We start from the raw sequence: 26,088 nt of genomic DNA, 5'->3' as shown, positions 1-26,088 counted from the left end.
ATCACGGTGCACCAACCCAACCATGTTGGGTGTGTTGTGCCAGACACTGCATAGTGGACGCGAACAACGTGTTCAAATTGTGTGTTACATAAGCGCTTTAACATACCCCAACACCATTAGTGGGGTGTTTGTGTCGGTAAATTAGTACCAGTCACCTCCACATCTTACGATGCTTCCAGATCTGGCCTATCAACCCCATAATCTCTAGGGAACCTCAACAGAAACCTCATCTCGAAACAGGCTTCCCGCTTAGATGCTTTCAGCGGTTATCCCTTCCGTACGTAGCCAACCAGCCCTGCTCCTGGCGGAACAACTGGCACACCAGAGGTACGTCCGTCCCGGTCCTCTCGTACTAGGGACAGCCTTCCTTAAGTTTCAACGCGCGCGGCGGATAGAGACCGAACTGTCTCACGACGTTCTAAACCCAGCTCGCGTACCGCTTTAATGGGCGAACAGCCCAACCCTTGGGACCTACTCCAGCCCCAGGATGCGACGAGCCGACATCGAGGTGCCAAACCATCCCGTCGATATGGACTCTTGGGGAAGATCAGCCTGTTATCCCCGGGGTACCTTTTATCCGTTGAGCGACACCACAACCACAAGTAGGTGCCGGATCACTAGTCCCGACTTTCGTCCCTGCTCGAGCTGTCACTCTCACAGTCAAGCTCCCTTGTGCACTTACACTCACCACCTGATTACCAACCAGGCTGAGGAAACCTTTGGGCGCCTCCGTTACATTTTAGGAGGCAACCGCCCCAGTTAAACTACCCACCAGGCACTGTCCCCAACCCAGATCATGGGCCAAGGTTAAGACATTCAATCCGATCAGAGTGGTATTTCACCAACGACTCCACCACAACTAGCGTCATGGCATCATAGTCTCCCACCTATCCTACACAAACCGAATCAAACACCAATACCAAGCTATAGTGAAGGTCCCGGGGTCTTTTCGTCCTGCCGCGCGTAACGAGCATCTTTACTCGTACTGCAATTTCACCGGGCCTGTGGTTGAGACAGCAGGGAAGTCGTTACGCCATTCGTGCAGGTCGGAACTTACCCGACAAGGAATTTCGCTACCTTAGGATGGTTATAGTTACCACCGCCGTTTACTGGGGCTTAAATTCTCAGCTTCGCCGCTTAACGCAGCTAACCGGTCCTCTTAACCTTCCAGCACCGGGCAGGCGTCAGTCCGTATACATCAACTTATAACGTCTTCGCACGGACCTGTGTTTTTAGTAAACAGTCGCTTCCCTCTATTCTCTGCGACCCACACCAGCTCCAGAAGCAGATTCCTTCACCAGTGCAGGCCCCCCTTCTCCCGAAGTTACGGGGGCATTTTGCCGAGTTCCTTAACCACAGTTCACCCGAACGCCTTAGTATTCTCTACCTGACTACCTGTGTCGGTTTGGGGTACGGGCCGAATATGCACATCGCTAGAGGCTTTTCTCGACAGTACAGGATCACAGAATTCACCCCTTTAAGGGCTACGCATCACGCCTCGAACATAATGAGATACGGATTTACCAATACCTCGTTCCACACGCTTACACCACAATCCACTAAGTGGCTCATGCTACCTCACTGCGTCACCCCATCACTTAGCTACTACCAGATCAGGTCCCACGCACGCCACCACCACCAACCCGAAGGAAGGCACGTGATCTTGTGGGTGGTTAGTATCACTGATTCACCATGGGCGCGCACACTCGGGTACGGGAATATCAACCCGTTATCCATCGACTACGCCTGTCGGCCTCGCCTTAGGCCCCGACTCACCCTGGGAAGATTAACTTGACCCAGGAACCCTTAGTCATCCGGCGGATGAGTTTCTCACTCATCAATCGTTACTCATGCCTGCATTCTCACTCGCACACACTCCACAACACCGTCACCAGGCTGCTTCAACACGTGCACGACGCTCCCCTACCCAACAACACATACATGTCATTGCCGCGGCTTCGGCGGTGTACTTAAGCCCCACTACATTGTCGGCGCGGGATCACTCGACCAGTGAGCTATTACGCACTCTTTCAAGGATGGCTGCTTCTAAGCCAACCTCCTGGCTGTCTTCGCGACCCCACCTCCTTTTCCACTTAGCACACCCTTAGGGGCCTTAGCCGGCGATCTGGGCTGTTTCCCTCTCGACTACGAAGCTTATCCCCCGCAGTCTCACTGCTGTGCTATCACTTCACCGGCATTCGGAGTTTGGCTGATGTCGCTAAGATGTTGGTCCCGCTAAACCATCCAGTAGCTCTACCTCCGGGAAGAAACACACAACGCTGCACCTAAATGCATTTCGGGGAGAACCAGCTATCACGGAGTTTGATTGGCCTTTCACCCCTACCCACAACTCATCCCCTCAGTTTTCAACCTAAGTGGGTTCGCGCCTCCACGACGTCTTACCATCGCTTCACACTGGCCATGGGTAGATCACTCCGCTTCGGGTCCAAGACATGCCACTGATTCACCCTGATTAGGATTCGGTTTCCCTACGGCTACCCCACACGGGTTAACCTCGCGACATGCCGCTGACTCGCAGGCTCATTCTTCAAAAGGCACGCCATCACACCCCACAGGATGCTCTGACGGATTGTAAGCACACGGTTTCAGGTACTATTTCACTCCCCTCCCGGGGTACTTTTCACCATTCCCTCACGGTACTAATCCGCTATCGGTCATATCAAGTATTCAGGCTTACCGAGTGGTCCCGGCAGATTCACAGCAGATTTCACGAGCCCGCTGCTACTCGGGTACAACAACCACCCACCCACACTGACCTTCATGTACAGGACTATCACCTTCTACGGTAGGTGTTTCCACACCACTTCCACTAATCAATGCGCGATGAGCCAGTGTCCGGCAGAACACAACCGTCATTGCCCCACAACCACCTACATGCAACCCCTGCCGGGTATCACACACATAGGCTTTAGCCATCATCCGCGTTCGCTCGCCACTACTAACGGAATCACAATTGTTTTCTTCTCCTACGGGTACTGAGATGTTTCACTTCCCCGTGTCACCCCCCACACCGGCTATATATTCACCGGCGGGTAACCACACATCACTGCGGCTGGGTTTCCCCATTCGGACATCCTCGGATCAACGCTTAGTTGGCAACTCCCCGAGGCTTAACGCAGCCTCTCACGTCCTTCATCGGCTTGATATGCCAAGGCATCCACCGTGTGCCCTTAAAACAAACACTCCCACACCAACCCCGAAAGGTCGGTGTGGCGTTCGGATACTACTTATGCAAAATCACACAATAAAATAAAGATGCTCGCGTCCACTATACAGTTCTCACACAACACAACACCCACACCAGAAAACACCCAACCACAACAGGTTGCGCATCAACGATGATAAGTGCCTGGCTTGGAATAACACTTGTCATCCCAGACACCCAACAGCATGCCACCTACTTATCACCACCATCTCGGTGATGTGTTTGCCGACCCATGGGTCATGATCCACCCGATTACTACGTGTTGGTGGCAACCACATCCGGGTTCCAACACCAACAACCCACCACATGAACACAGTCCATGGTGGGTTTATTAAAGCTCCTTAGAAAGGAGGTGATCCAGCCGCACCTTCCGGTACGGCTACCTTGTTACGACTTCGTCCCAATCGCCGATCCCACCTTCGACAGCTCCCCCCCTTACGGGTTGGGCCACTGGCTTCGGGTGTTACCAACTTTCATGACGTGACGGGCGGTGTGTACAAGGCCCGGGAACGTATTCACCGCAGCGTTGCTGATCTGCGATTACTAGCGACTCCGACTTCATGGGGTCGAGTTGCAGACCCCAATCCGAACTGAGGCCGGCTTTGAGAGATTAGCTCCACCTCACGGTGTGGCAACTCGCTGTACCGACCATTGTAGCATGTGTGAAGCCCTGGACATAAGGGGCATGATGATTTGACGTCATCCCCACCTTCCTCCGAGTTAACCCCGGCAGTCTCTCATGAGTGCCCACCATCACGTGATGGCAACATAAGACAAGGGTTGCGCTCGTTGCGGGACTTAACCCAACATCTCACGACACGAGCTGACGACAACCATGCACCACCTGTACACCAGCCACAAGGGAAGCTACATCTCTGCAGCGATCTAGTGTATGTCAAGCCCAGGTAAGGTTCTTCGCGTTGCATCGAATTAATCCACATGCTCCGCCGCTTGTGCGGGCCCCCGTCAATTCCTTTGAGTTTTAGCCTTGCGGCCGTACTCCCCAGGCGGGGCGCTTAATGCGTTAGCTGCGGCACAGAAGACGTGGAAGTCCCCTACACCTAGCGCCCACCGTTTACGGCATGGACTACCAGGGTATCTAATCCTGTTCGCTACCCATGCTTTCGCTCCTCAGCGTCAGTTACTGCCCAGAGACCTGCCTTCGCCATTGGTGTTCCTCCTGATATCTGCGCATTTCACCGCTACACCAGGAATTCCAGTCTCCCCTACAGCACTCAAGTTATGCCCGTATCGCCTGCACGCCCGAAGTTAAGCCCCGGGATTTCACAGACGACGCGACAAACCACCTACGAGCTCTTTACGCCCAGTAATTCCGGACAACGCTCGCACCCTACGTATTACCGCGGCTGCTGGCACGTAGTTAGCCGGTGCTTCTTCTACAGGTACCGTCACAAAAGCTTCGTCCCTGTCGAAAGGAGTTTACAACCCGAAGGCCGTCATCCCCCACGCGGCGTCGCTGCATCAGGCTTGCGCCCATTGTGCAATATTCCCCACTGCTGCCTCCCGTAGGAGTCTGGGCCGTGTCTCAGTCCCAATGTGGCCGATCACCCTCTCAGGCCGGCTACCCGTCGACGCCTTGGTAGGCCATTACCCCACCAACAAGCTGATAGGCCGCAGGCTCATCCCACACCGATAAAATCTTTCCACCCCCTGACCTACCAGGGGGTCGTATCCGGTATTAGACCCAGTTTCCCAGGCTTATCCCGAAGTGCGGGGCAGATCACCCACGTGTTACTCACCCGTTCGCCACTAATCCACCCTGCAAGCAGGGCTTCATCGTTCGACTTGCATGTGTTAAGCACGCCGCCAGCGTTCGTCCTGAGCCAGGATCAAACTCTCCACAAAAGACGACACACACATAAACGTGTGTGTGCCAGGGCGTGAAAAGCCCGATAACCCAGCCAAACAAACAACCACACCCACTCCACAAAGGAGTAAGAATGCGGTCTGGCTTGTTCAACCAAAAATAATGGTTAAATAAATCTAAAACAATTTTCCGGTTCCCGCTTGTCCCGACGGGGAAAAGCAGCATGGGAACCGGTGTGTCGTAAAAAATATAACCATGCACACAATCAACCAGACACCCCGATGGGGCCTGGTCCATTATTTACAGTGGTAGGAGGTAATGCTCCCCCACCACCCGGCATGACCACCCCACCACGTATGGTGGGGTACGACAAACATAAAATAAATGGCACACTATTGAGTTCTCAAACAACATTCGCACACCCCGAACCCGCAACCGTTGTATGGTGGTTGGTGCTCGTTGGCAGCTTGATCGACAGTACATTGTTGGCAACCAGGAGTCAAAAACTCACTGACGCTCTTTTCTGTCTCACCGCCTGGCAACCTCGTGGCTGCCTTGCTGGTGTGCTCATTAATTTACCCATGGTTCATCTTTCTGCCAAATCACCAGCTAGAAGCGCTTTCTCAACCACTTCCCCACCGCCTGCCACCCCAACCTAGGCAGAGGTGGGCGGGGGTTTCGTCGCAAAGCGCAGAAAACCCCGGGAACCAATCAGGTTCCCGGGGTATACGGCTAGTGGTAGCAGGCGATCTTGCCGTGGGGACCGTCGATCACCTGGATCTCCGTGTTGAAGATGTCGGTGAGGATGTCATCCTGCATGATCTCCTCCGGAGTTCCCTCCTTCTCGATCTGCCCGTGCTTCACCGCAACGATGTAATCGGCGTAGCGGGCGGCGAAGTTGATGTCGTGCAGCACCACGATGATGGTGCGGCCGAATTCCTCCGCGGCGTGCTGCAGGTGTCGCATCATCTCCACCGAGTGGGCGATGTCAAGGTTGTTCAGGGGCTCATCAAGGAGGACATAGTCGGTCTCCTGGCAGAGCACCATCGCCACATAGGCACGCTGGCGCTGACCGCCGGAGAGCTGATCCAGGTAGCGGTCCTCCAGCTCGGTGAGGTTGAGGAAGTCGATGTAGCGGGAGATGATCACCTCATCCTCCTCGGTCAGCCGGCCCTTGGAGTAGGGGAAGCGTCCGAAACCAACGAGCTGACGCACGGTCAGCTTGGTCACGAAGTGGTTCTCCTGGCGCAGGATCGAGATGATCTTGGCCAGATCCTTCGAGGCGGTGGAGGACACGTCGTACTGTGCGACGCGGATGTCACCCTCGTCAATGCCGAGGAGACGGCCGATCATGGTCAGCAGCGTCGACTTGCCGGCGCCGTTGGGGCCGACGAGCGCGGTGATGCCACCCGCCGGGATCTCGAGGTTGACCGGTCCGATGGCAACTGCATCGGAATACTGCTTCCGGACGTTGGTTAACGTGATCACAGTCTGCCCTTTCTGAGGATGACGATGAGGAATACGGTGCCGCCGACCAGCTCGATGATGATCGAGACCACGCCCTGTGCGCGGAACACATGGTTCATGATGAAGTACGCACCGGTGAGGACGAGGTAACCGATGAGGGCGGCCATCGGGAAGATATAGCGGTGGTCGTAGGTATCGGCGAACTGGTAGGCCAGGGTGGCCACGAGGAATCCGAGGAAGGTCATCGGTCCGACCAGCGCGGTGGACACCGCCATGAGGATGGAGACGAGGATGAGGGTGTAGATCGAGGCGGCGCGGTGGTTGATGCCGAGGTTGGTGGCCGCATCCCTACCGAGGGCGACCACGTTGAGTTTCCGGGAGAACGCAACCAGCAGGACAGCCGCCACGACGATCAGGGGCACCGCGATCGGGAAGTACTCGGTCTCGGCGTTGTTGACGGATCCGAAGAGGCGCGCGGAGAGAACATCGAATTCGGACGGGGTGAGCATGCGCTGCATGAATGTGGACACCGACCCCAGGCCACCCCCGATGACGATGCCGACCAGCAGCATGGCGTGCATGTTGCCCCGTTTGCCGGTGAGCAGCCAGGTGTAGAGGACCAGCGTCAGCAGGATCATCACCACCAGCTGGCCCACGAACATCTCGAGGTTCCGGGTGGCCAGCAGCGCGGTGGTGCCGAAGAGGAACACCGTGGCGGTGTGGATCACGGTGTAGAGCGACTCGAAACCCATGATCGACGGGGTGATGATGCGGTTGTTGGTCACCGTCTGGAAGGCAACGGTGGCCAGGGCGTGACACACCGCCACGATGAGCATGACGAACACGCTCTCCATGCGTCGTTCTGCGATGACCGCAAACGAGGGGTGCCCGACGGGCATGGGGTTCTTGTACCAGATCAGACCCCAGGTGAACGCCAGTGCGGCGATGAACAGCGCGGCCATGATGATCCAGTATTTGCGCCTGGCCATCGCGGTCTGGAAGGGACCGGAGGTGCGGTTGGCGCCCACGGGGTTCGCCAGGTTGGTGCCCACATGTCCCTCGACGTCCGCGGATTCATGCAGGGTCTCCAGGCGGGCGAGGTGGGTTGGTTCGGTTCCGATGTGCCTATCCACGGTTACGCTTCCTCACAATCAGGTACACGAAGACGACGGCACCGATGATGCCGAGGACAACCGACACGGGGATCTCGAACGGCGCGATGATGGTGCGGCTGATCAGATCACAGATGGTCACCACGGCCACGCCGACGAGGCAGACCCACGGCAGGTTCGACCGCAGATCATCGCCGCGGAGCATGGAGACGATATTCGGCACGATCAGTCCCAAGAACGGCAGGCTGCCGACCACCACGGTGACCACACCGGTGGCCACCGCGATGAGTCCGGTGCCGATCAGGATCATGCGGTTGTAGTTCAGCCCGACGTTGGTGGCGATCTCCTCACCCAGGCCGGCGACGGTGAGGCGGTCGGCGAAGAAGAACACGGCGATGACGATGAACACGATGATCCACAACACCTCGTACTGTCCGCGGTACACCGTGTTGAAGGAGCCGGCGAACCAGATGCCCAGCTGCTGGAGCATGTCGGTCTGCAGTGCGAAGAAGGTGGAGACGGAACTGACCACGGCACCGAGCATGATGCCGATGATCGGCACGATCAGGGAGGACCGCAGCGTCACCCGCTTGAGGAACATGAAGAACACCATGGTGCCGATGAAGGAGAACAGCACGGCACCGACCATGCGGTCGAGAATGGTGGCCGCGGGAATGAAGTACATGACGGCCAACAGGCCCAGGCCGGCCCATTCGGTGGTTCCCGTGGTGGTGGGCTCCACGAATTTGTTCTGGGTGAGCAGCTGCATCACCAGACCCGACATGGCCATGGCGGCACCGGCCAGGATGAGGGAGACGGTGCGTGGAATGCGGACCGCCTCGAACATCAGCGTGCCGTCGTCACCGCCGAAGATGTCGTACTGGCCGGTGAACAGAGACAGCACCACCAGTGCGCTGACGGCGATGAAACCGAGGATCAGTTTCCAGTCGAAGAGCTTGGCACGGGTGCGTTTCCTGCGCGCGTCGGTGTTTGGTGTCCCGGTGGTGGCGGATGAGGATGTGTTGATGGCACTGGACATCAGTGTCGTCCTCTCCTTCCGCGTTGTGCACCGGCTGGTGCGTTCAACATGGGTGGTTACCTGATTTCTAGCGGGGTCTGGTTGACAGCTCAAACTCTCCGGGAAGACAAACAAGGGTGGGTGCCGGGGTCTTCCATCAAATCCGAACCGGTATATATGGGCGGTACATAGGGGTAAAGGCTGCCCTGTTTCTACAAGACAGCCTTTCATATTAAAGGCTAACCTAAGAAATCCATTCCCGGTTTCTCCCCCGGATCCCTGGTTCCGGTTCCAGGCTGGGGTTTGTGGTGCGGATTTCCGATTGCCTGCGGTCCGGTGGGGGTGGCATCTGGCACGTGTGCGAGGGGCTGATGCCCCACGCTTGTCGACGCCTCCCTCACCCACCTGTGGTGCAAGCCCGCCTTACTTCTGGGCGGCTTCCTCGAAGAGATCTGCCATGCCGTTGAGGATCTCGGTGTAGGTGATGATGTTCTCGTTGGTGTAGGTGTCGGCCGGTGCGATGAAGACCTTGCCGTCCTTGATGGCGGTGACGTTGGCCATGACCTCACTGTTGGTGATGATCTGCTCAGCCGGGGTGAAGTCAGCCTCGTTGCGGGTTTCGGTGCCGGCATCGCGGTCCATGACCAGGATGATGTCCGGGTTGGCCTGGGCAATTGCCTCGACGTTGATGTCATCGCCCTCGTGATCGTTGGAGGCGTTTGCCACCTCGAGTGCCGGGGTCAGGCCGACCAGGTCGAAGATCGGGCCGAAGGTACGGCCGACGGATGGGGCGATGTAGCCGATGTTGCCGCCGGAGACGTTGACAGCCATGACAGTCTGATCGGAGATCTCGGCGTAGGCGCTCTTGGCGCGCTCGAGGGCCGTATTGAAGTCCTCCACCAGGGTGGCTGCGTCCTCTTCCTCACCGAAGATCTGGCCGAGGGTCTCCGCCTGACGGATGAGCTCCTGGTCGAGCGGCTCGCCGTCACGTGGGTCGAGCTCGACCACGGTGGCACCCGGGGCCAGGGAGACGATGTCGTCGTAGTACTGGGCGAAGCGCTGACCGTTGATCACCAGGTCGGGCTGGGCCGCGGCCAGTGCCTCAAGGTCCGGTTCGCGGTGGGTACCCAGGTCCGCGATCTCAGGGTTCTCCTTGTAGTTGGTCACGGTGAACGGAACCAGGGGGACCGGCGCAGCCACCAGGTCAACACCCCAGCGGTCCAGCAGCTCGAATGCGCGGTTATCGGTGGCGGCGACGGTCTCGGTGGAGGTGATCTCCTTGGGGCCGTGGTTGTCCTCGATGGTGATGACCTCAGCGGCGGCGGCCGCGGTGGTCTCCCCGGTGGTCTCTTCAGCAGAGGAGGAACAGCCAACCAGTGCCAGTGCTGCGACGGTGGCGATGGAGACGAGCTTGAAACGAGAGTTGACCATGACGTCCTTTTCGGTTTTACATGCGCGGGCCATCAGTTCGATGACCTGAACGGTTTTAAGTAAAGGGCCGGTTGAGGCCCGCAGTTTGTTGTAGGCATTCCCCCGACATGCCACCCCGGGCACCCACCGCACCGCGGATCGATCCACGGAACAATAGGCTGCCCTTAGTGAGGTTAGGGTACCTAAAGAAGAAAGCTAACATAGGGATTTAACTTAGCCAAACCTTTGCGAAATACATCACACCCAAACTTCAAAACGAGCACGTCACACCCCAGATGGGGCACACCCGCCCCCGCGGTGTGACCCACACTGCTCCTTTCCGGAGAAACCAGTTTCAGCGGTGGCACGCTAGCTGAAAAATCATCGCCATGTGGCTGTGACATTGCCCCTACCCCACCGCCACGCGGACCCGGGGGCCTAAACTGATCCTCCGAAAGCCCGCATCACCGGATGGCGGCAGAAGTTTCCCCGAACCTTTCCTGTCACCGTCTTTTCATCACGTCGGAAGGTCTCCATCCGTGTCCACCCCAGCACCCGCCACCGTGTCATCTCACCAGCCCCAGCCCCCCAAGCCCCCCACCTGGCTGGGCTGGGTGCTGCTCATCGGAGGCATCATCGGCCTGATCTGTTCGGTGATCATCATGGCTGAGAAGCTCACCCTGCTGGAAAACCCCAACTATGTCACCAGCTGCGACATCAATGAGGTCATCTCCTGCGGCAGCGTGATGAAGTCCGGCCAGGCCTCCGCCTTCGGCATCCCCAACCCACTGTTCGGCATCGCCGGTTTCGCGGTCGTCGCCGGCATCGGGGCCAGCATCCTTGCCGGGGCCCGGTTCCGTGGCTGGTTCTGGTTCCTCGCCGAGATCGGCCTGCTCCTGGCCACCCTGTTCGTCCACTGGCTGGCGTATCAGTCCATGTTCGTCATCCGCGCGCTGTGCCCGTACTGCATGGTCGTCTGGGCCGTCACCATCATCATGTTCGTCATCGTGACCGCCTGGAATGTGAAAACCTACAGCGGTTATGACAACGGCGCGGTCCGCGGCCTCTACAAATCCCAGGCCGCCATCGCCGTGGGTTGGCTGCTGGTCATCGCCGCCATAGCGGCCTGGCAGTTCCGCTTCTACTTCTAGGCGCTTATCGACGCCCCACCCCTCCCCCACTCCCCGTCACCAGCGGGCCTCACGGCCCCCGGGTGGCGGGGAGCTCGTGTTATGAGGCTTTCGGGCGGGGACGGCTAAGGTGGTTCGGGACGCCGTCGCCAAGCCTGCCTGGCGACGTGTTCGATGAAGGAAGAGGAAACCATGACCAACCAACTGCTCACCCCCGCGGAATATGCCGCCGGTGATGTATTCCCCATTGAGGGCATCAACTGGGATCACATCCCCGACCAGGTCGACATGGACATCTGGAACCGCCTGACCACCAACTTCTGGCTCCCGGAGAAGATCCCGGTGTCCAATGACATTCAGAAGTGGAACAGCATGTCCGAGGCGGAGCACCTGGCCACCCTGCGGGTGTTCACCGGCCTGACCCTCCTGGACACCATCCAGGGAACCGTCGGTGCGGTCTCCATGATCCCGGATGCCACCACCCACCATGAGGAGGCGGTGCTGACCAACATCTCCTTCATGGAGTCGGTCCACGCCAAGTCCTACTCCAATATCTTCATGACCCTGGCCTCCACCCCGGAGATCAACGAGGCCTTTCGGTGGTCCAGGCACAACGAGCACCTGCAGTACAAGGCCAAGCGGATCCTCGACTACTACCAGCAGGATTCCACCCCGGCGCGCAAGAAGATCGCTAGCGTCATGTTGGAATCACTGCTGTTCTACAGTGGTTTCTACCTGCCGCTGCGCATGGCGTCGATCGGCAAACTCACCAACACCGCCGATGTCATCCGTCTGATCATCCGCGATGAGGCGATCCACGGTTACTACATCGGGTACAAGTACCAGAAGCACATCGCCACCCTCTCCCCCGAGAAGCAGGCCACCAACCACGATGAGGCGGTGGAACTGCTGCTGGACCTGTACGACAACGAGCTGGAGTACACCCGCCACGTCTACGATGACCTGGGCTGGAGCGAGGACGTCTCCGCGTTCCTGCGCTACAACGCCAACAAGGCCATGCAGAACCTCGGGTATGAATCCATCTTCCCGGTCGACCAGTGCAAGTTCGACCCGGGTGTCATGACCTCCCTCGACCCCTCCAGCAATGAGAACCACGACTTCTTCAGTGGTTCCGGCTCCTCCTACGTCATCGGTGACGTGGAGGCGACCAGCGACGAGGACTGGGACTTCTAACCTCCCACAGCTAGACAACACCCCCGACTGCGTCCTCCTTCATGGGAAGGCTGCGGTCGGGGGTGTTTGCTCTTTTCGTGGATCTTATGGTCAGCGCTGGATGGTCTCCCACAGCCCGCGCACTCGCTCATCGACCTCGTCAACAATGGCACGCACCCGCTCAGGGGTTTCATCCTTGGGGTCAGCCAGGTCCCAGTCCAGGTAGTGCTTACCGGGGTAGATGGGACATACGTCCCCGCAGCCCATGGTGATGACGTAATCCGCGCCGCGGACCACATCATCGGTCAGTGGTTTGGGGAAGGCACCGGCGAGATCAATGCCTCGTTCGGCGAGGACATCGACCACAACATCTGGAATCTCGGAGCTGGGCAGGGAGCCTGCGGAACGGACCTCAACCGCATCACCGGCATAGGACGACAGCAGAGCCGCGGCGATCTGAGATCGTCCGGCGTTGTGGACACACACGAAGAGGACCTGGGGAGCCGGGGTGGCGATCTTCCCCTCGGCCAGCGCCAGTGCCCGGAGTCGGTCCTTGGCGAAACGTTCCGCCAGCACCGGGAGGTAATCATGCACCTTCGCGGTACGTGCCAGGCTGGTGTAGGACTCGAAGATATAGCGTTCGATGGTCTCCGGGGAGAACACCCCCTGGTAGGTACTGGCGAGTTCGCCGGAGATGCGCTTCAGGAGATTGGTGTGCAGGGGCGGGGTCTGGGTTGTCATGACGGGGCGTTCCTTTCGGGGAATGCAGAAACCGGATCGTAGGGGGATCAGGAAGGGAGGAGCTCGTCGACAAGCACGGTGATCCGGTGCTTGATGTCGTCGCGGATGCGGCGGACATCGTCGATGCCCTTCCCCGCCGGATCCTCTAGCTCCCAGTCCTCATAGCGCTTGCCGGGGAAGATCGGGCAGGTGTCCCCGCAGCCCATGGTGATCACCACGTCGGAAGCCTGGACCGCCTCGGTGGTGAGGATCTTCGGGCTGGCGGAGGTCATGTCGATGCCATCCTCAGCCATGGCCGCCACGGCGACGGGGTTGAGCTGATCGCGGGGCTCCGATCCTGCTGAACGGACGGTGATACGTCCGCCGGAGAGTTCAGTGAGGTAGGCGGCGGCCATCTGGGAGCGGCCTGCGTTGTGGACGCAGACGAACAACACGCTGGGCTGGGTGTCAGAAGAGGTGGTCATGATGTCGAATGCCTATGAGTGGGTCAGTTCGTCGACAAGCTTCTGCACGCGGGCATCGATGTCGTCGCGCACCAGGCGCATGCGCTCGACACCTTCGATGCCGCGTTCCGACGGCTCATCGGTGACCCACCGCTCGAGGGTGCCGCGGGCGTCGTCAGGCATCTCCAGCTCTGCGTCGGCTCCGAGGATCACGACGCGGTCGACCTCGCGCAGCAGCTGCGGGTCGATGCCCTTGGGGTGGCCCTTCGACATATCGGCGCCCACCTCGGCGATCGCCTCGACGGACTGGGCGTTGAGTTTGCTACCCGGCTTGGTGCCGGCGGAGTGGATGGTGAGCTGGTCGCCGGCGTGCTTCTCGGCGAGCGCTGCGGCCATCTGGGACTTGCCGCCGTTGCCGACGCAGACGAACAGGACGGAAGGGGTGGTGCTCATGATTGGATGGTCTCCTTGTCAGATGCGAGGTGCTGAGTGGTGGGGCGGGTGGTGGCGGGCAGGGTCGGATCACCGGGGAAGAGCTTCGGGCCCAGCCACAGCATGGTGTAGACCAGGCCGACCAGCACGGGGATCTCGATCATCGGTCCGATGGTGCCGGCCAGCGCCTGGGCGGAGGTCGCACCGAAGGTACCGATCGAGACGGCGATGGCCAGCTCGAAGTTGTTGCCCGCGGCGGTGAAGGACACGGATGCGGACTGTGCGTAGTTCATGCCGGATGCCTTGGAGGCGGCCAGGGAGATGAAGAACATGCCCACGAAGTAGATCAGCAGTGGCGCAGCCATGCGGGCCACGGTCAGGGGCTGGGAGGTGATCGCCTCGCCCTGCAGGGAGAACAGCAGGACGATGGTGTACAACAGGCCAATCAGCGCCAGTGGGGAGATGGCGGGGATGAACTTGTTCTCGTACCAGTCGCGTCCCTTGACCTTCTCACCGATGATCCGGGATGCCGCACCGGCCAGCAGCGGGATGCCGAGGAAGACGAGCACGGAGCTGACGATCGCCCAGAAGGAGAACTCTGCGGAGGTGGTCTCCAGCCCCAGCCAGGACGGGAGCACCTGCAGGTAGAACCAGCCGAGGACACCGAACATGAGGACCTGGAAGATCGAGTTGATGGCAACCAGCACGGCGGTGGCCTCGCGGTCGGCGCAGGACATATCCGACCAGACCAGCACCATGGCGATACACCGCGCCAGGCCGACGATGATCAAACCGGTGCGCAGCTCCGGCTGGTCGGGCAGGAAGATCCAGGCCAGGGCGAACATGAAGGCCGGCCCGACCACCCAGTTGAGGAGGAGGGAGACCGTCATCAGGCGTTTGTCGGCGGCGATCTCCTTGGTCTTGTGATAACGGACCTTGGCCAGTGGCGGGTACATCATCACCAGCAGGCCGAGGGCGATCGGCAGGGAGATCCCGCCGACCTCGAGGGAGTTGAGGAAGGGTGCCAGCCCGGGCAGTGACCTGCCCAGGATCAGGCCTGTGGCCATGGCCAGGATGATCCAAATGGGGAGGAATCTGTCGAGGAAGGAGATCCGGGCGGGTACGGCCCGGGTCTGGGTGGGTGCAGTCATGCGTCACCTTCTCGTCGTATTGATTGTTATCAATATTGACGGTACTTCCAATATTGATGACTGTCAATATAGGATGGGGCACATGACCTCCGCGCAGATACTCCCCCTCACCGACCTCTCCGACTGCTGTTCACTGGGCACCGGTCCACTCGATGACGACGAGGCCGACCGCTACGCCACCCTGTTCAAGGTGCTGGCCGAACCGATGCGCCTGCGGATCCTTTCCCAACTGGCCGCCGGGGGCTGCGGGCCGGTCAGCGTCAACGAGCTCACCGAGATGATGGGCCTGAGTCAACCGACCATCTCCCACCATCTGAAGAAGATGACCGAGGCCGGCCTGCTGGAACGCACCCGCGAGGGACGAAGCGTCATCCACCGGGTCAAACCGGAGCTGTTCGCCGAGCTGCGCACCGTCCTGCAGATCGGTTAGGCAACCGGCATGATGGATGAAATGACGGGAGACGGTATGCGCAGCGAGCACGAGGCGATTATCATCGGCGGTGGTCAGTCCGGACTGGCCACCGCCTACTACCTGCTCAGGGCAGGGGTGGACACGCTGGTCCTCGATGACCAGCCGGCACCCGGCGGCGCCTGGCTGCACGTCTGGCCGTCGATGACGCTGTTCTCCACCGCGGAATTCTCCAACCTTCCGGGTTGGCCCATGCCGCTTTACGACGGTTTCCCCCCAGCCCAACACGTGGTGGATTACCTCACCGCCTACGAGCAGCGCTACAAAATCCCCGTGGAACGCCCCGTCCGGGTGGATCGCATCGAGCACGAGGAGGGGATCTTCCGCGTCCGGGCGGGTAATAAGGTCTGGTCAGCGCAGAATGTCGTTGCTGCGACCGGTACCTGGTCCGCTCCCTTCGTGCCGAACTACCCGGGCACCTTCCGCGGAACCCATTGGCATTCGGCCAACTATCCCGGCATCGAGCCTTTCCGGGGTACACGCGTCGCGGTGGTCGGTGGGGCGAACTCCGGTGCCCAGATCGCAGCGGAACTCACCCGCGTTGCCGAGGTCACCTGGTACACCCGCCGACCCCCACGCTGGATGCCCGATGAGGTCGACGGCCGGGTGCTGTTCCGCCGCAACCGCCTGCGCGCCCTGGCGATCCAGCGCGGGGAACCCGACCCCGGCGCGGACTCCGACCTGGGCGATATCGTGGCCCTCCCCGAGGTCCGCGATGCCCGCGACACCGGACGCCTACAGGCCACGCCCATGTTCACCTCACTCGATGAGGTTGATGCCGATCACCTGATCTGGTGCACCGGGTTCCGCCCCGCCCTTGGCCCGGTGCGCCGGCTTCTCGACGGCACCACCCCCCGCTATTCAGCCCTCCACCTGGTCGGTTACGGAGACTGGACAGGCCCCGGCGCGGCCACCATCACCGGAGTGGGCCCCTACGCCAAGCAGGCTGCCCGGGAGATCGCGGAGTCGGTGGGCAAGGTGGTGAAATAACTTCTCGAATCCTGGTCACTCACGGATGGAAAATGCCACGGGCTTCCCGTGGGCAATTCACCTCAGGGAGCGCTCTGCAGGAACTGTGACCTGCCAGAAGCCCCTTTACTAGTCCTGCGATAGCTGTCCTCGTTTTCGGTTGTCCATAAAAGGTTTCCAGGCAAGGAACACCCCCGAGAGAATAAGCAGAAGATTGGAGACGATTCCAAGGGTGGAGGTTACTCCCAGAATGAGTCGCAGCACCAGGAGCAGGGATCCTGCCAGGACGATGAACACCCCGAATTTGAACAATCCCGAACTGAAACTGCCGGTTTTCCCAGGTTCATCCCTTTTATCCATAGGCTTTACCGTACCTCTGGAGTCCAAGAACTGCTACCGGGAAATCTGCGAAGAACAGCAGTATAGGCTGCGGTTCCGCCAATCTCCCCCGCGGTATCGAACCCTAGAATCCAAGGGACATTGGGTTCCCCTTTTCCTGTTGTTGACGTATCCACAACATAACCGAGCGATGATGGCACGTCAAACACTGCGGCGTAGACCACATCAAACACTCCCGACGGTCAGTCCTCACAGATAGACTAGGGCTCATTGGTTCGCACTTCCCCCACAGAAAGAATATCGAATGGCCACCATCACCCTGGACCACGTGGACAAGCTGTACCCCAGCGGCTACCACGCCATCACCGACGCCAACCTCGACATCCGTGACGGCGAGTTCGTCATCCTCGTCGGGCCGTCGGGATGCGGAAAGTCCACGCTGCTCAACATGATCGCCGGGCTCGAGGACATCACCGGCGGCGAGCTGCGTTTCGACGACCAGGTCGTCAACGACCTCTCCGCCCGCGACCGCGACATCGCCATGGTCTTCCAGTCCTACGCCCTCTACCCGCACATGACGGTCCGCGAGAACATCGAGTTCCCGCTCAAGCTCTCCCGCATGCCCAAAAGCGAGATCCAGGACAAGGTCGCGGAGGTCTCCGCCTCCCTCGGCCTCGACGAGTACCTCGACCGCAAGCCCGCGCAGCTTTCGGGCGGTCAGCGCCAGCGCGTGGCCATGGGCCGCGCCATCGTCCGCCGCCCGAAGGTCTTCCTCATGGATGAGCCGCTGTCCAACCTCGACGCGAAGCTCCGCGTCCAGATGCGCGCCGAGATCGCCCGCCTCCAGCAGGACCTCGGTGTCACCACCGTCTACGTCACCCACGACCAGACCGAGGCCATGACCCTCGGCGACCGCGTCGTGGTCATGCGCAAGGGCGTCATCCAGCAGGCCGGCTCCCCCGATGAGCTGTACGCCTCCCCCACCAACCTCTTCGTGGCCAGCTTCATCGGCTCGCCGTCGATGAACTTCATGCCCGGCCGCCTGCGCGGCACGGTCGTCTCCACCGGTTTCGGTGACATCCACCTCCCGGACGTGCTTATCGACGCCGCCTCCCGCGCCACCTCCGAATCTGTCATTCTCGGCCTGCGCCCGGAGGCCTTCGACGACGCCTACCTCGTCGCCCCGGAGAAGCGCGACCAGGGCCTGACCATCTCCGCGACCCTCAGCCTGGTGGAATCCACCGGCGCCGACCGCTTCGTGTACTTCTCCCCGACGGAGAAGGAGCAGCCCAGCGAGGCCGCCCGCGAGGCCGCCCGGGAGGCCGGCGTCGATGAGCTCGGCGGCGAACTCGTCGCCCGCCTGACCAACGCCACCCGCGTGGTCACCGGCGACACCATGGACCTGTGGTTCAGCCCCGAATCCCTCTACCTCTTCGACGGTGAGACCGGCGACGCGCTCCGCAGGGATGAGGTGGCAGTCCAGTGAGTGGCCTGAGAATCTCGCGCCGCCGGTTCCTCGGCGCGGCCGGACTGCTCGTCGCGGGTGGAGCACTCGCTGCCTGCGGCAGCGGTGGCGGTCAGGCCGCCGGCTCCGGTGCCCTCCTCGGCGGTCCCCGCCCCCTGACCATCTGGGCCTCCCAGTACGAGGTCCCCGGACTGGAGAAGGTCGCCGAGCGTTTCCAGGAGGACACGGGTGTGAGCATCCGCGTCATCCAGCGCAACTACAACGGCCAGATGCTCTCCGACTTCCTCACCCAGGTCCCCACCGGGGAGGGCCCCGACATCATCGTGGCCCCGCACGACGTGCTCGGCCAGGTGGTCAACAACGGTGCCGTCTCCCCCGTCGACCTCATCGACCCGGAGGACAACTTCGTCGACATCGCCCTGCAGGCCGTCACCTACGACGGCCGCTACTACGGCGTGCCCTTCATCATCGAGAATGTCGCCCTCCTCCGGAACAACGCGATGACCGATCACACCCCGGAGACCTTCGACGATCTCCTCGCCGAGGGCCACCGGCTCATGGACGAGGGCGTCGCGAAGTATCCCTTCACCACCAGCCAGTCCGAGGCCTCCGGCGATCCGTACCACCTCTACCCCATCCAGTCCTCCTTCGGCGCCGAGGTCTTCGAGCGCGACGCCGACGGCGCCTACACCGCCGAGCTGGGCATGGGCGGCGACGAGGGCCGCGCCTTCGCCAACTACCTCGCCGAGATGGGTGCCAACCGCGACCTCATCGTCACGATGACCCCGGACATCTCCAAGCAGGCCTTCATCGACGGCGAGTCCCCCTACTTCATCGCCGGCCCCTGGAACCTGCCGGACATCCAGGCCGCCGACATGGACATCGAGGTCCTCTCCGTGCCCTCGGCCGGTGGGCAGCCCGCGATCCCGTTCGTCGGCGTGTCCTCCTTCATGATCAACGCCAACTCCTCCTCCCCGCTCGCGGCGCGGGACCTGGCGCTCAACTACCTGTCGCAGCCCGAGGTCCAGCTCGAGCTGTTCTCCAACAACCAACGTCCCCCCGCCAACAAGGAGGCACTCGACAACATGGGCGATCCCGTGCTCGCCGAGTACGCCCGCATCGCCCAGGAGGACGGCGCCCCCATGCCGTCCATCCCGCAGATGGGTGCGGTGTGGAACTTCTGGGGCACCACGCAGAACGGCATCGTCACCGGTGCCCGCGACCCCGAGCAGCTGTGGGACAACATGATCACCAACATCGAGAGGGCGATTGAATCGTGACCACCACACTGGACACCCGCCCAGTGGCGGATGAGGCGCCGGCCCCGCGGCGTCGTCAAGCAGGAGCCGGTCTGGCGATCAAGCTCCTCATCATGGCGGCCATCAACGCCTTCGGCTTCTACGGCATCGCCGCCTCGTGGCTCGCCGGGCAGTGGGGCATGCTGGCCTTCCTCGTCGTCGCGCTCATCGGCGCGAACGTCATCTACTTCTGGAATGATCGCCGCACCCTGCCCTGGAAGTACCTCTACCCGGCAGCCGTCATGCTACTCATCTTCCAGGTGTTCGTGGTGATCTACACCGCGGGCATCGCGTTCACCAACTACGGCGACGGCCACAACTCCACCAAGGACGACGCCATCACGGCGATCGAGCTCAAGTACGACGAGCCCGTTCCCGACGCCCCGTCCCGCCCCGTCGCCGTCATCTCCGGCGACGACGGCCTCGGCCTCGCCGTGCTTCACGACGACGACCGGGTCCTCGCCGCCACCACCGGTGAAGAACTGACCCCCGTCGAGGCCACCGTCGAGGACGGGCAGGTCACCGCCGTCGAGGGCTACGAGGTCCTCAGCGCGCAGGACGCCATGGCCCGCCAGCAGGAGGTCCTCGACGTCCGCGTGCTGTCCCCCGACGAGGGCGATGTCGTGCGCACCAACGACGCGCGCACCGCCACCACCTACATCTCGACGATGCGTTACGACGAGGCGCAGGACGCCATGATCGCCGCCGACGGCACCGTCTACACCCCCAACGACACCGGCAGCTTCGCCTCCGAGTCCGGCGAGGAACTCCTCCCCGGCTGGCGCGTCAACGTCGGCCTGTCCAACTTCACGCAGGTCTTCGCCGACTCCACCTACGCGGGCCCCTTCATGAAGGTCACCGCCTGGACGTTCGTCTTCGCGTTCCTCTCCGTCGCCCTGACTTTCTTCGCCGGCCTGCTCATGGCGCTGCTGTTCAACGACCCGAACATGAAGTTCCGCGGCTTCTACCGCGCGCTGGTCATCATGCCGTACGCCTTCCCCGCCTTCCTGTCGATCCTCATCTGGGCCGGTCTGCTCAACACCGACTTCGGCTTCTTCAACCAGATCCTCTTCGGCGGCGCGGATATCAACTGGCTCGGCGACCCCTGGCTCGCCCGCTTCTCCGCCGTCATGGTCAACCTGTGGCTGGGATTCCCCTACATGTTCCTCGTCACCACCGGTGCGCTGCAGTCCATCCCGGACGACGTGTACAAGGCCGCCAGGATCGACGGCGCCGGGGCGTGGACCACCTTCCGGAAGATCACGTTGCCGCTGCTCATGGTCGCCGTCGGCCCGCTGCTCGTGGCCAGCTTCGCGATGAACTTCAACAACTTCAACGTGATCTACCTGCTCACCGGCGGCGGACCCCGCGACCTTGACTCCCCCACCGGCGTCGGCGCCACGGACATCCTCATCAGCTTCGTCTACAAGATCGCGTTCGCCTCGGGTGAGAACCAGTACGGCGTCGCCTCCGCCATCTCCCTGATGATCTTCATCATGGTCGCCATCGTCTCCGCCATCACCCTCGTCCGCTCCAATTCCCTGAAGGAGATCGACTGATGTCCCAACAAGTCACCGACTTCGAGGTCAACCGCCGCTCTCCCTGGCTGCAGTTCAAACGGGGCGGCTGGCGCCACATCGTGGCGTGGCTCATCATCGTCTACGCCCTGTTCCCCATCCTCTACGTGGTCTCCGCGTCCCTGTCCTCCGAGGGCACCCTGACCGGATCCAACCAGCTCTTCCAGTCCATCGGGCCGGAGAACTACCAGAACCTGCTCACCGACGAACAGCACCCCTACATGCGCTGGTTCATCAACTCGATGATCGTCTCCTCCGTGACGGCCGTCGGCACCGTCCTCATGGGTGCCGCGGCGGCGTTCGCCTTCTCGCGCTACCGCTTCAAGGCCCGCCGCCCGGGCCTCATCGCCCTGCTCATCGTGCAGATGTTCCCGCAGCTGCTCGCCTTCGTGGCGATCTTCCTGCTCATGTTCTCCATCAAGTCCGTCTACCCGGGGCTGGGCCTGAACTCACTGCCCGGCCTCATCCTCATCTACCTCGGCGGCTCCCTCGGCTCGAACACGTTCCTCATGTTCGGCTTCTTCAACACCGTGCCCACCGAGATCGACAAGGCCGCCGTCATCGACGGCGCCTCCCACGCCCAGGTCTACTGGCGCATCGTCCTGCCCCTGATCACCCCGTCCCTCGTGGTCGTCGGCATGCTCGCCTTCGTGGCCAGCTTCTCCGACTTCCTCATGGCGCAGATCGTCCTGCAGGATCCCCAGAAGTGGACCCTGGCCGTCGGCCTCTACCAGTTCGTCTCCGTCCAGTTCGGCGAGAACTGGGGCGTGTTCACCGCCGGCGCCGTCATCGCCGCCGCCCCCGTCGTGCTGCTGTTCATCATCCTGCAGCGCTACATCGTCTCCGGCATCACCGGTGCGGTGAAGGGATAGCCCGTCCGCTCCCGGTGCCGCACCCCTTGGGCACCGGGAGTAATGGCACCACCCGCCGCGTCCCTGAGTGATCAGGGGCGCGGACTGCGCAAGAGTAGTGAAGATGGTCCGAATTCGGGCCCCGTAAACCCTGATCTTTACTACTCTTGCGCAGTCCGTGTGCCCGGTGCCGGTAATTAGACGCCCGTCAGGCGCTCGAGCGCCCGGTAATCCGGATCCGCCTGGCGACCGGGGTTGAGCACGGGCAGCGATTCCCCATCCACCACACCTTCACCCGCCAGGAACAGGTACAGGAACGAGTCCCACCCGTTGCGAGTGAGTGCCTCCCGCACCGCCGGGGCACCGAGGGCCTCCACCAGAGCCTGGCGGAGCAGCGGGCCGAAGCTGGCCCAGCCCTCCTCCGGCCAGGCCGACGCGAGATCATTGGTGCTGTTGCTGGCAGCATCCAGGCGCTCGTTGCTGATCTCCTCCCCGGATTCCTCCGGGCTCCACTGGCCATAGACCTCTTCGATCGGGGCGTCCGGGTCATCCGTGTCCCCGGCGAACACCACACCCAGGTACGGCACCAGGTGGTCATCGGCGGGGCACAGCGCCAGTCCCGTGACCTTTTGCCCGTCGAATGTCCCGGCGTGGGCGTCCACCACCTCGGCGATGGACGCGGCAAACTCCCGGGACAGATCCTCGAAAGGCTTCTGCATGTCCAGAACTTAACACCGCAACCGACGTTGCGCCGGGGAAGCCCGAGCCCTCTGGGCCCGGGCTTTTTGATGAATGCCAGGCCTCCATCGAATCGGGTTTCCCCGCCGCTGGGGGCTTTCCGGGCGCCGCGGCGATGCTGCTTGCCGACGACACCGTGCTGGTCGGCACCGCCCCCGAGGTCCTCAACGCCGGTGTGGAGTTGTGCCATGAGACCGAGCCTTTCTGCGCCGCCTACCGCATGGGCCAGCGCCTCGTGGCGTCAATCTGCCTGGCTCGGCACCCTGACGGCCGGTACCTGGTTCTCAACCCCTGCGGGGTCTGCCGGGAGCGTCTCGCGATCCACGGTCCGGGCCTCATGGTCGCCGTGGCACACCCGGACGATCCCACGACCCCGACGTGGAAGAGGCTCAAGGACGTTCACCTCGACTACTGGGTGACACCGGCAGTGTAAAAGAGGAAAACCCCAGACCAGTGATGGTCTGGGGTCTCCCTCTTCGGTGGAGCTGCCGGGAATTGAACCTAATAGTGCATTCAAATGGTCATAAACATCCTGTTGTAAGGTTCATGACTAATTTATGACTTAAGCGATCATTAATAATATGGACTTTGAATCGCTGAACCTGTCCGGGGCAGTAGAGTATCCACTATGCAATTTGAAGACAGTCTCAAGCTTGAACAAGCCCACAAGGAAAACGGGTCTCCAGAACATAAGCATCACTATGTTCGAGAGCACCATCTAGGATCTGGGACAGGCGACGAAGCCTGCACAATCTGCGGAGATCAGCGTCCGCGCAGATTGAAATCTCAAACACCTGATCCCCTTAAGATGCGCGCCCAGAGCATCCTAGAAGAAGCAGAGTTCAACGGTGATCCTACTCATCTTGCAAACTGGGCAGCTCAAATTTCGGCACAAGGCGAGGACCCTCATAGCATCGCAGCTCTCGTTCTCGAAGATGGAAGTATATGGGCTGAAGTGGGCGCATCTAGAACACAAGGTCGGCGCGACCAATTCACATTTAGAAACAGTCCGCGAGATGCAGCTTTCAAGTACATCTTCGTGAATGCATACGAAATGCTCACCGACCATTAGCTGTGTCCTTATTTGAAGCGAGCTCTCCCCTCATATTATTTCGTTAAAGCGGGTGTCGGAGGTTCGATTCCTCTCCAGGGCACAACGCAGAAAACCCTGCCCACCAGCACGGATAGTGCCTGATGGGTGGGATTTTCTTCATCTATACATCCTGCCTTATCCTGCGGTTTCATGGGGCATGCTGCAAGTAGCTGAGCCAAAAATGAGCCAAAAAGGCCGGCCCGAAACCCCATAATCGCTACCCTGCCCTAAGAAGTCAAAGGACTTAGAGCTGCCGGGAATTGAACTCATTTGGGACTTCACCCGGAGCCGAAAGGTTCCCTGGGAACGGAAAATGCCCCCACCCGGCGCGATGGCCAGGTGGGGGCTTAGATTTCCTCTGTAACAGAAGGGGCATCATGTCGGGAAACAGGCTTGAAAACGAACTTATTACTAATCGACAAGTGTTACTTTATGGTCGGGATGTCACAAGGCTGCGTTTGGGTTACTGACAGCTGTGGGACGGACGTAAGCTGTCAGGTTTCCCAGTGCGGCTTATTCATTTCAGCTTCGGCACGCGGTAGCAATTCACTCACGGCTGTGGCGATCGCCTGTACGTTAAATCGTTCACTCCAGAACACGATATCGTGGGTAGTTGGGTCATAGACACGAAAACGATCGATGTCATTAAATCCGCTTACGCTATCGGGAGGCCCTAATAATCGGTCCAAGTAAAGGCGCTGAGGCGATTCTTGCCACCACTTGTCGAGTCGTTCATCGTAGTGCTCGAAGTTGTTCCGCATCCTCACGTCGCTAAGGGGGGAAGAATCCTCCACCTGCAACGAGCGCCGCAACGGCTCACGCTCCGCCGAAATTTTATCCCTTTCCCGTCCCCCTCCCCACAAGGCCTTGGAAGTATTCGCAGCCCCGGTAAGGAGCACCTGCACCCCGATCCAGACCGTATCGTCGTTATCGTTCTGAAGGCCATGGTTCAGGAGACTAACTCCGTGCAACGTGACCTTGCACTGATCAGCGACTTGTCGCTGGAACATGCGCATCAGCATTAATTCCATCGGTGAAATGACCTCCTGAGAACAATTGGGGCTGGTTGGTTCAACGATCCTCCTAGTAGTGCTTTGTTAGCTCTCGCCGGGCGGTGGGCTGCGTCCAACAACGTAGAAGTCACTTATGTGCCCTTCTGCAGCTCCTGACTGAATCGGGATCCAGACGCAGTTCACTGTTCTACGGCACTTCACCCTGAATGGTAGCAACTTTGCCAGCCACCGGGAGCAGATGAGGATGATCCACCCTAGCCTGCGAGACCATCCCCGGTTCTGCCAGCGCCGTGATCAACCACAAGCACCCCACATAAGGAAAGCAAAAAAGCCCCCACCTGGCACATGGCCAGGTGGGGGCGGTTTAGAGATCTTCTTGGATCTGGTGAGGAATGAACACCGTCGAGGACGGGTGAGCCTGTCGGAAACTTGCGATGGTGTTGAGCGCGAGCGGGTATTTGAACTTGGCGATTGGTCGATATTCAGCGAGCTCAGCCTCACATGCAACCACTCGCGCTGACAACGCATCCACCGCCGGTTGCAGATTGACGGCTTGTTCAACTTTCTCCAGGACAGGTTTGACGTCCTCGTCTTTTTTGTCCGATGAGGATTTCACCTTGACAGCCAGATACCCGAAGTAACTGGTGATCAGAAGCGCCCCCAGGGCGCCAGCAAGCGACCACCCATCACTGGCCTGCAGGGGGTCCATAGACTGCCTCCGTCCTCACCCTGACCTCACCGCGCCTACCACGCCACACTGACCACACGATCACGGTGGCCAGCGCGAGATAGACAATGCCTCGCTGTGCGAACGCCGCCGGCGGGGCGAAAAGAAACAAGCTGCCCCAGGCGGCGAGGGTGCCGATGCCGAGCATGAGGATCACCCTGGCGGGTGCGGTGGCCTGCCACTTTGATGCCACCACCAGGGCCACACCCACGCTGATCCACCACCCGCTCGTCATTGCACTGGGCAGGCTGGTGTCCAGCGGGTTAACTAGAACATGCGCACCGAGCGACCAATACGAGATGCCACGGATGATCATGGTGACACCGAGAATGAGCATCACCCCCGCATCCGTCATCATCACATTGCGGACCCTTTCAGCTGGGGACCGTAACCTCACGGGGAGGTGATCAATCGGCAT

23 protein-coding genes and 2 rRNA genes are annotated in these 26,088 nt (G+C 60.6%); 10 read left to right on the top strand and 15 right to left on the bottom strand.

Annotated elements, in window-relative coordinates:
- Nucleotides 1–121 precede the first annotated feature (121 nt).
- The 6 genes from CE_RS04555 to CE_RS04530 form a co-directional block, all read right to left on the bottom strand.
- Nucleotides 122–3,205 (bottom strand): 23S ribosomal RNA (locus CE_RS04555).
- A gap of 366 nt (nt 3,206–3,571) precedes the next feature.
- Nucleotides 3,572–5,092, bottom strand: a 16S ribosomal RNA gene (locus tag CE_RS04550).
- Together the 16S and 23S rRNA genes form the textbook arrangement of a ribosomal RNA operon.
- Nucleotides 5,093–5,786: 694 nt before the next feature.
- A complete protein-coding gene (locus tag CE_RS04545; protein WP_006769424.1) occupies nt 5,787–6,542 on the bottom strand; it encodes an iron ABC transporter ATP-binding protein in 756 nt (251 codons plus the stop codon).
- On the bottom strand, nt 6,539–7,654 hold the full coding sequence (locus CE_RS04540) for an iron chelate uptake ABC transporter family permease subunit (protein WP_006769425.1): 1,116 nt from the start codon (nt 7,652–7,654) through the stop codon (nt 6,539–6,541). Before CE_RS04540 ends, CE_RS04545 begins: the two co-directional genes overlap by 4 nt.
- Nucleotides 7,647–8,672, bottom strand: coding sequence for an ABC transporter permease (locus CE_RS04535; RefSeq protein WP_006769426.1), 1,026 nt, complete (start codon nt 8,670–8,672; stop codon nt 7,647–7,649). Before CE_RS04535 ends, CE_RS04540 begins: the two co-directional genes overlap by 8 nt.
- A gap of 402 nt (nt 8,673–9,074) precedes the next feature.
- Nucleotides 9,075–10,082 carry a siderophore ABC transporter substrate-binding protein gene (locus tag CE_RS04530; RefSeq protein WP_035109588.1) on the bottom strand — a complete coding sequence of 336 codons (1,008 nt, stop codon included), beginning with the start codon at nt 10,080–10,082 and terminating at the stop codon, nt 9,075–9,077.
- Nucleotides 10,083–10,600: 518 nt separating this feature from the next.
- On the opposite strand from CE_RS04530, the gene CE_RS04525 reads away from it, so the two are divergent.
- Together CE_RS04525 and nrdF are read left to right on the top strand one after the other, a co-directional pair.
- Nucleotides 10,601–11,212, top strand: a complete 612-nt coding sequence (locus CE_RS04525) for a vitamin K epoxide reductase family protein (RefSeq protein WP_011075180.1) — start codon at nt 10,601–10,603, stop codon at nt 11,210–11,212.
- Nucleotides 11,213–11,383: 171 nt separating this feature from the next.
- The gene (nrdF, locus tag CE_RS04520; RefSeq protein ID WP_035109590.1) at nt 11,384–12,385 is read left to right on the top strand and encodes a class 1b ribonucleoside-diphosphate reductase subunit beta; all 1,002 of its coding nucleotides are present in this window, start codon (nt 11,384–11,386) and stop codon (nt 12,383–12,385) included.
- Nucleotides 12,386–12,475: 90 nt separating this feature from the next.
- On the opposite strand, the gene CE_RS04515 is transcribed toward nrdF, so the two are convergent.
- Genes CE_RS04515 through arsB form a run of 4 tightly spaced genes read right to left on the bottom strand, consistent with a single transcriptional unit; the run spans nt 12,476 to nt 15,131 of the window.
- A complete protein-coding gene (locus CE_RS04515) occupies nt 12,476–13,105 on the bottom strand; it encodes a three-helix bundle dimerization domain-containing protein (RefSeq protein WP_006769432.1) in 630 nt (209 codons plus the stop codon).
- Between the two features lie 47 nt (nt 13,106–13,152).
- A complete protein-coding gene (locus CE_RS04510; RefSeq protein WP_006769433.1) occupies nt 13,153–13,569 on the bottom strand; it encodes an arsenate reductase ArsC in 417 nt (138 codons plus the stop codon).
- 12 nt (nt 13,570–13,581) lie between these two features.
- On the bottom strand, nt 13,582–14,001 hold the full coding sequence (locus CE_RS04505) for a low molecular weight phosphatase family protein (RefSeq protein WP_006769434.1): 420 nt from the start codon (nt 13,999–14,001) through the stop codon (nt 13,582–13,584).
- Complete coding sequence (gene arsB, locus CE_RS04500; RefSeq protein WP_011075179.1) at nt 13,998–15,131, bottom strand: ACR3 family arsenite efflux transporter; 1,134 nt, start codon at nt 15,129–15,131, stop codon at nt 13,998–14,000. The genes CE_RS04505 and arsB overlap by 4 nt, the downstream gene beginning before the upstream one ends.
- 82 nt (nt 15,132–15,213) lie before the next feature.
- Here arsB and CE_RS04495 point away from each other — a divergent pair, with 82 nt between their 5' ends.
- Nucleotides 15,214–15,561: an ArsR/SmtB family transcription factor gene (locus CE_RS04495; protein ID WP_035109591.1), complete on the top strand. Its 348-nt coding sequence runs from the start codon at nt 15,214–15,216 to the stop codon at nt 15,559–15,561.
- A gap of 36 nt (nt 15,562–15,597) precedes the next feature.
- Nucleotides 15,598–16,590, top strand: a complete 993-nt coding sequence (locus tag CE_RS04490; protein WP_173362564.1) for an ArsO family NAD(P)H-dependent flavin-containing monooxygenase — start codon at nt 15,598–15,600, stop codon at nt 16,588–16,590.
- Nucleotides 16,591–16,698: 108 nt separating this feature from the next.
- Here CE_RS04490 and CE_RS15600 read toward each other — a convergent pair whose 3' ends face one another.
- On the bottom strand, nt 16,699–16,929 hold the full coding sequence (locus tag CE_RS15600; RefSeq protein WP_006769438.1) for a hypothetical protein: 231 nt from the start codon (nt 16,927–16,929) through the stop codon (nt 16,699–16,701).
- A 283-nt stretch (nt 16,930–17,212) separates the two neighbouring features.
- Between CE_RS15600 and CE_RS04480 the strand changes: the two genes are divergently transcribed.
- From CE_RS04480 to CE_RS04465, 4 genes are read left to right on the top strand one after another with little or no spacing between them, the layout of a single operon-like run.
- Nucleotides 17,213–18,394 (top strand): ABC transporter ATP-binding protein, encoded by a 1,182-nt coding sequence (locus CE_RS04480; RefSeq protein WP_006769440.1) that lies wholly within the window; start codon nt 17,213–17,215, stop codon nt 18,392–18,394.
- Entirely contained in the window at nt 18,391–19,653 is a 1,263-nt protein-coding gene (locus CE_RS04475; RefSeq protein ID WP_011075176.1) for a sugar ABC transporter substrate-binding protein, read from the top strand. The genes CE_RS04480 and CE_RS04475 overlap by 4 nt, the downstream gene beginning before the upstream one ends.
- Complete coding sequence (locus CE_RS04470) at nt 19,650–21,230, top strand: ABC transporter permease subunit (protein WP_006769442.1); 1,581 nt, start codon at nt 19,650–19,652, stop codon at nt 21,228–21,230. The genes CE_RS04475 and CE_RS04470 overlap by 4 nt, the downstream gene beginning before the upstream one ends.
- Nucleotides 21,230–22,120, top strand: coding sequence for a sugar ABC transporter permease (locus tag CE_RS04465; RefSeq protein ID WP_006769443.1), 891 nt, complete (start codon nt 21,230–21,232; stop codon nt 22,118–22,120). Before CE_RS04470 ends, CE_RS04465 begins: the two co-directional genes overlap by 1 nt.
- A gap of 176 nt (nt 22,121–22,296) precedes the next feature.
- Here CE_RS04465 and CE_RS15595 read toward each other — a convergent pair whose 3' ends face one another.
- Nucleotides 22,297–22,818, bottom strand: a complete 522-nt coding sequence (locus CE_RS15595; RefSeq protein WP_006769444.1) for a hypothetical protein — start codon at nt 22,816–22,818, stop codon at nt 22,297–22,299.
- On the opposite strand from CE_RS15595, the gene CE_RS04455 reads away from it, so the two are divergent.
- Nucleotides 22,740–23,270 (top strand): cytidine deaminase, encoded by a 531-nt coding sequence (locus CE_RS04455; protein WP_231295136.1) that lies wholly within the window; start codon nt 22,740–22,742, stop codon nt 23,268–23,270. The genes CE_RS15595 and CE_RS04455 overlap by 79 nt on opposite strands.
- A 195-nt stretch (nt 23,271–23,465) precedes the next feature.
- Nucleotides 23,466–23,909: a hypothetical protein gene (locus CE_RS15215; protein WP_143758418.1), complete on the top strand. Its 444-nt coding sequence runs from the start codon at nt 23,466–23,468 to the stop codon at nt 23,907–23,909.
- A gap of 515 nt (nt 23,910–24,424) precedes the next feature.
- Here the strand turns inward: CE_RS15215 and CE_RS04445 are convergent.
- From CE_RS04445 to CE_RS04435, 3 genes are all read right to left on the bottom strand, one after another.
- Complete coding sequence (locus tag CE_RS04445; protein ID WP_006769447.1) at nt 24,425–24,961, bottom strand: hypothetical protein; 537 nt, start codon at nt 24,959–24,961, stop codon at nt 24,425–24,427.
- 346 nt (nt 24,962–25,307) lie between these two features.
- Complete coding sequence (locus CE_RS04440) at nt 25,308–25,652, bottom strand: hypothetical protein (RefSeq protein ID WP_006769448.1); 345 nt, start codon at nt 25,650–25,652, stop codon at nt 25,308–25,310.
- Nucleotides 25,630–26,088 carry a hypothetical protein gene (locus tag CE_RS04435; protein ID WP_011075175.1) on the bottom strand — a complete coding sequence of 153 codons (459 nt, stop codon included), beginning with the start codon at nt 26,086–26,088 and terminating at the stop codon, nt 25,630–25,632. The genes CE_RS04440 and CE_RS04435 overlap by 23 nt, the downstream gene beginning before the upstream one ends.

The organism is Corynebacterium efficiens YS-314 (assembly GCF_000011305.1).
Lineage (GTDB): Bacteria > Actinomycetota > Actinomycetes > Mycobacteriales > Mycobacteriaceae > Corynebacterium > Corynebacterium efficiens.
Note: the sequence above shows the minus strand (reverse complement) of the source record. Positions and strands in the feature narration are given on the sequence as shown.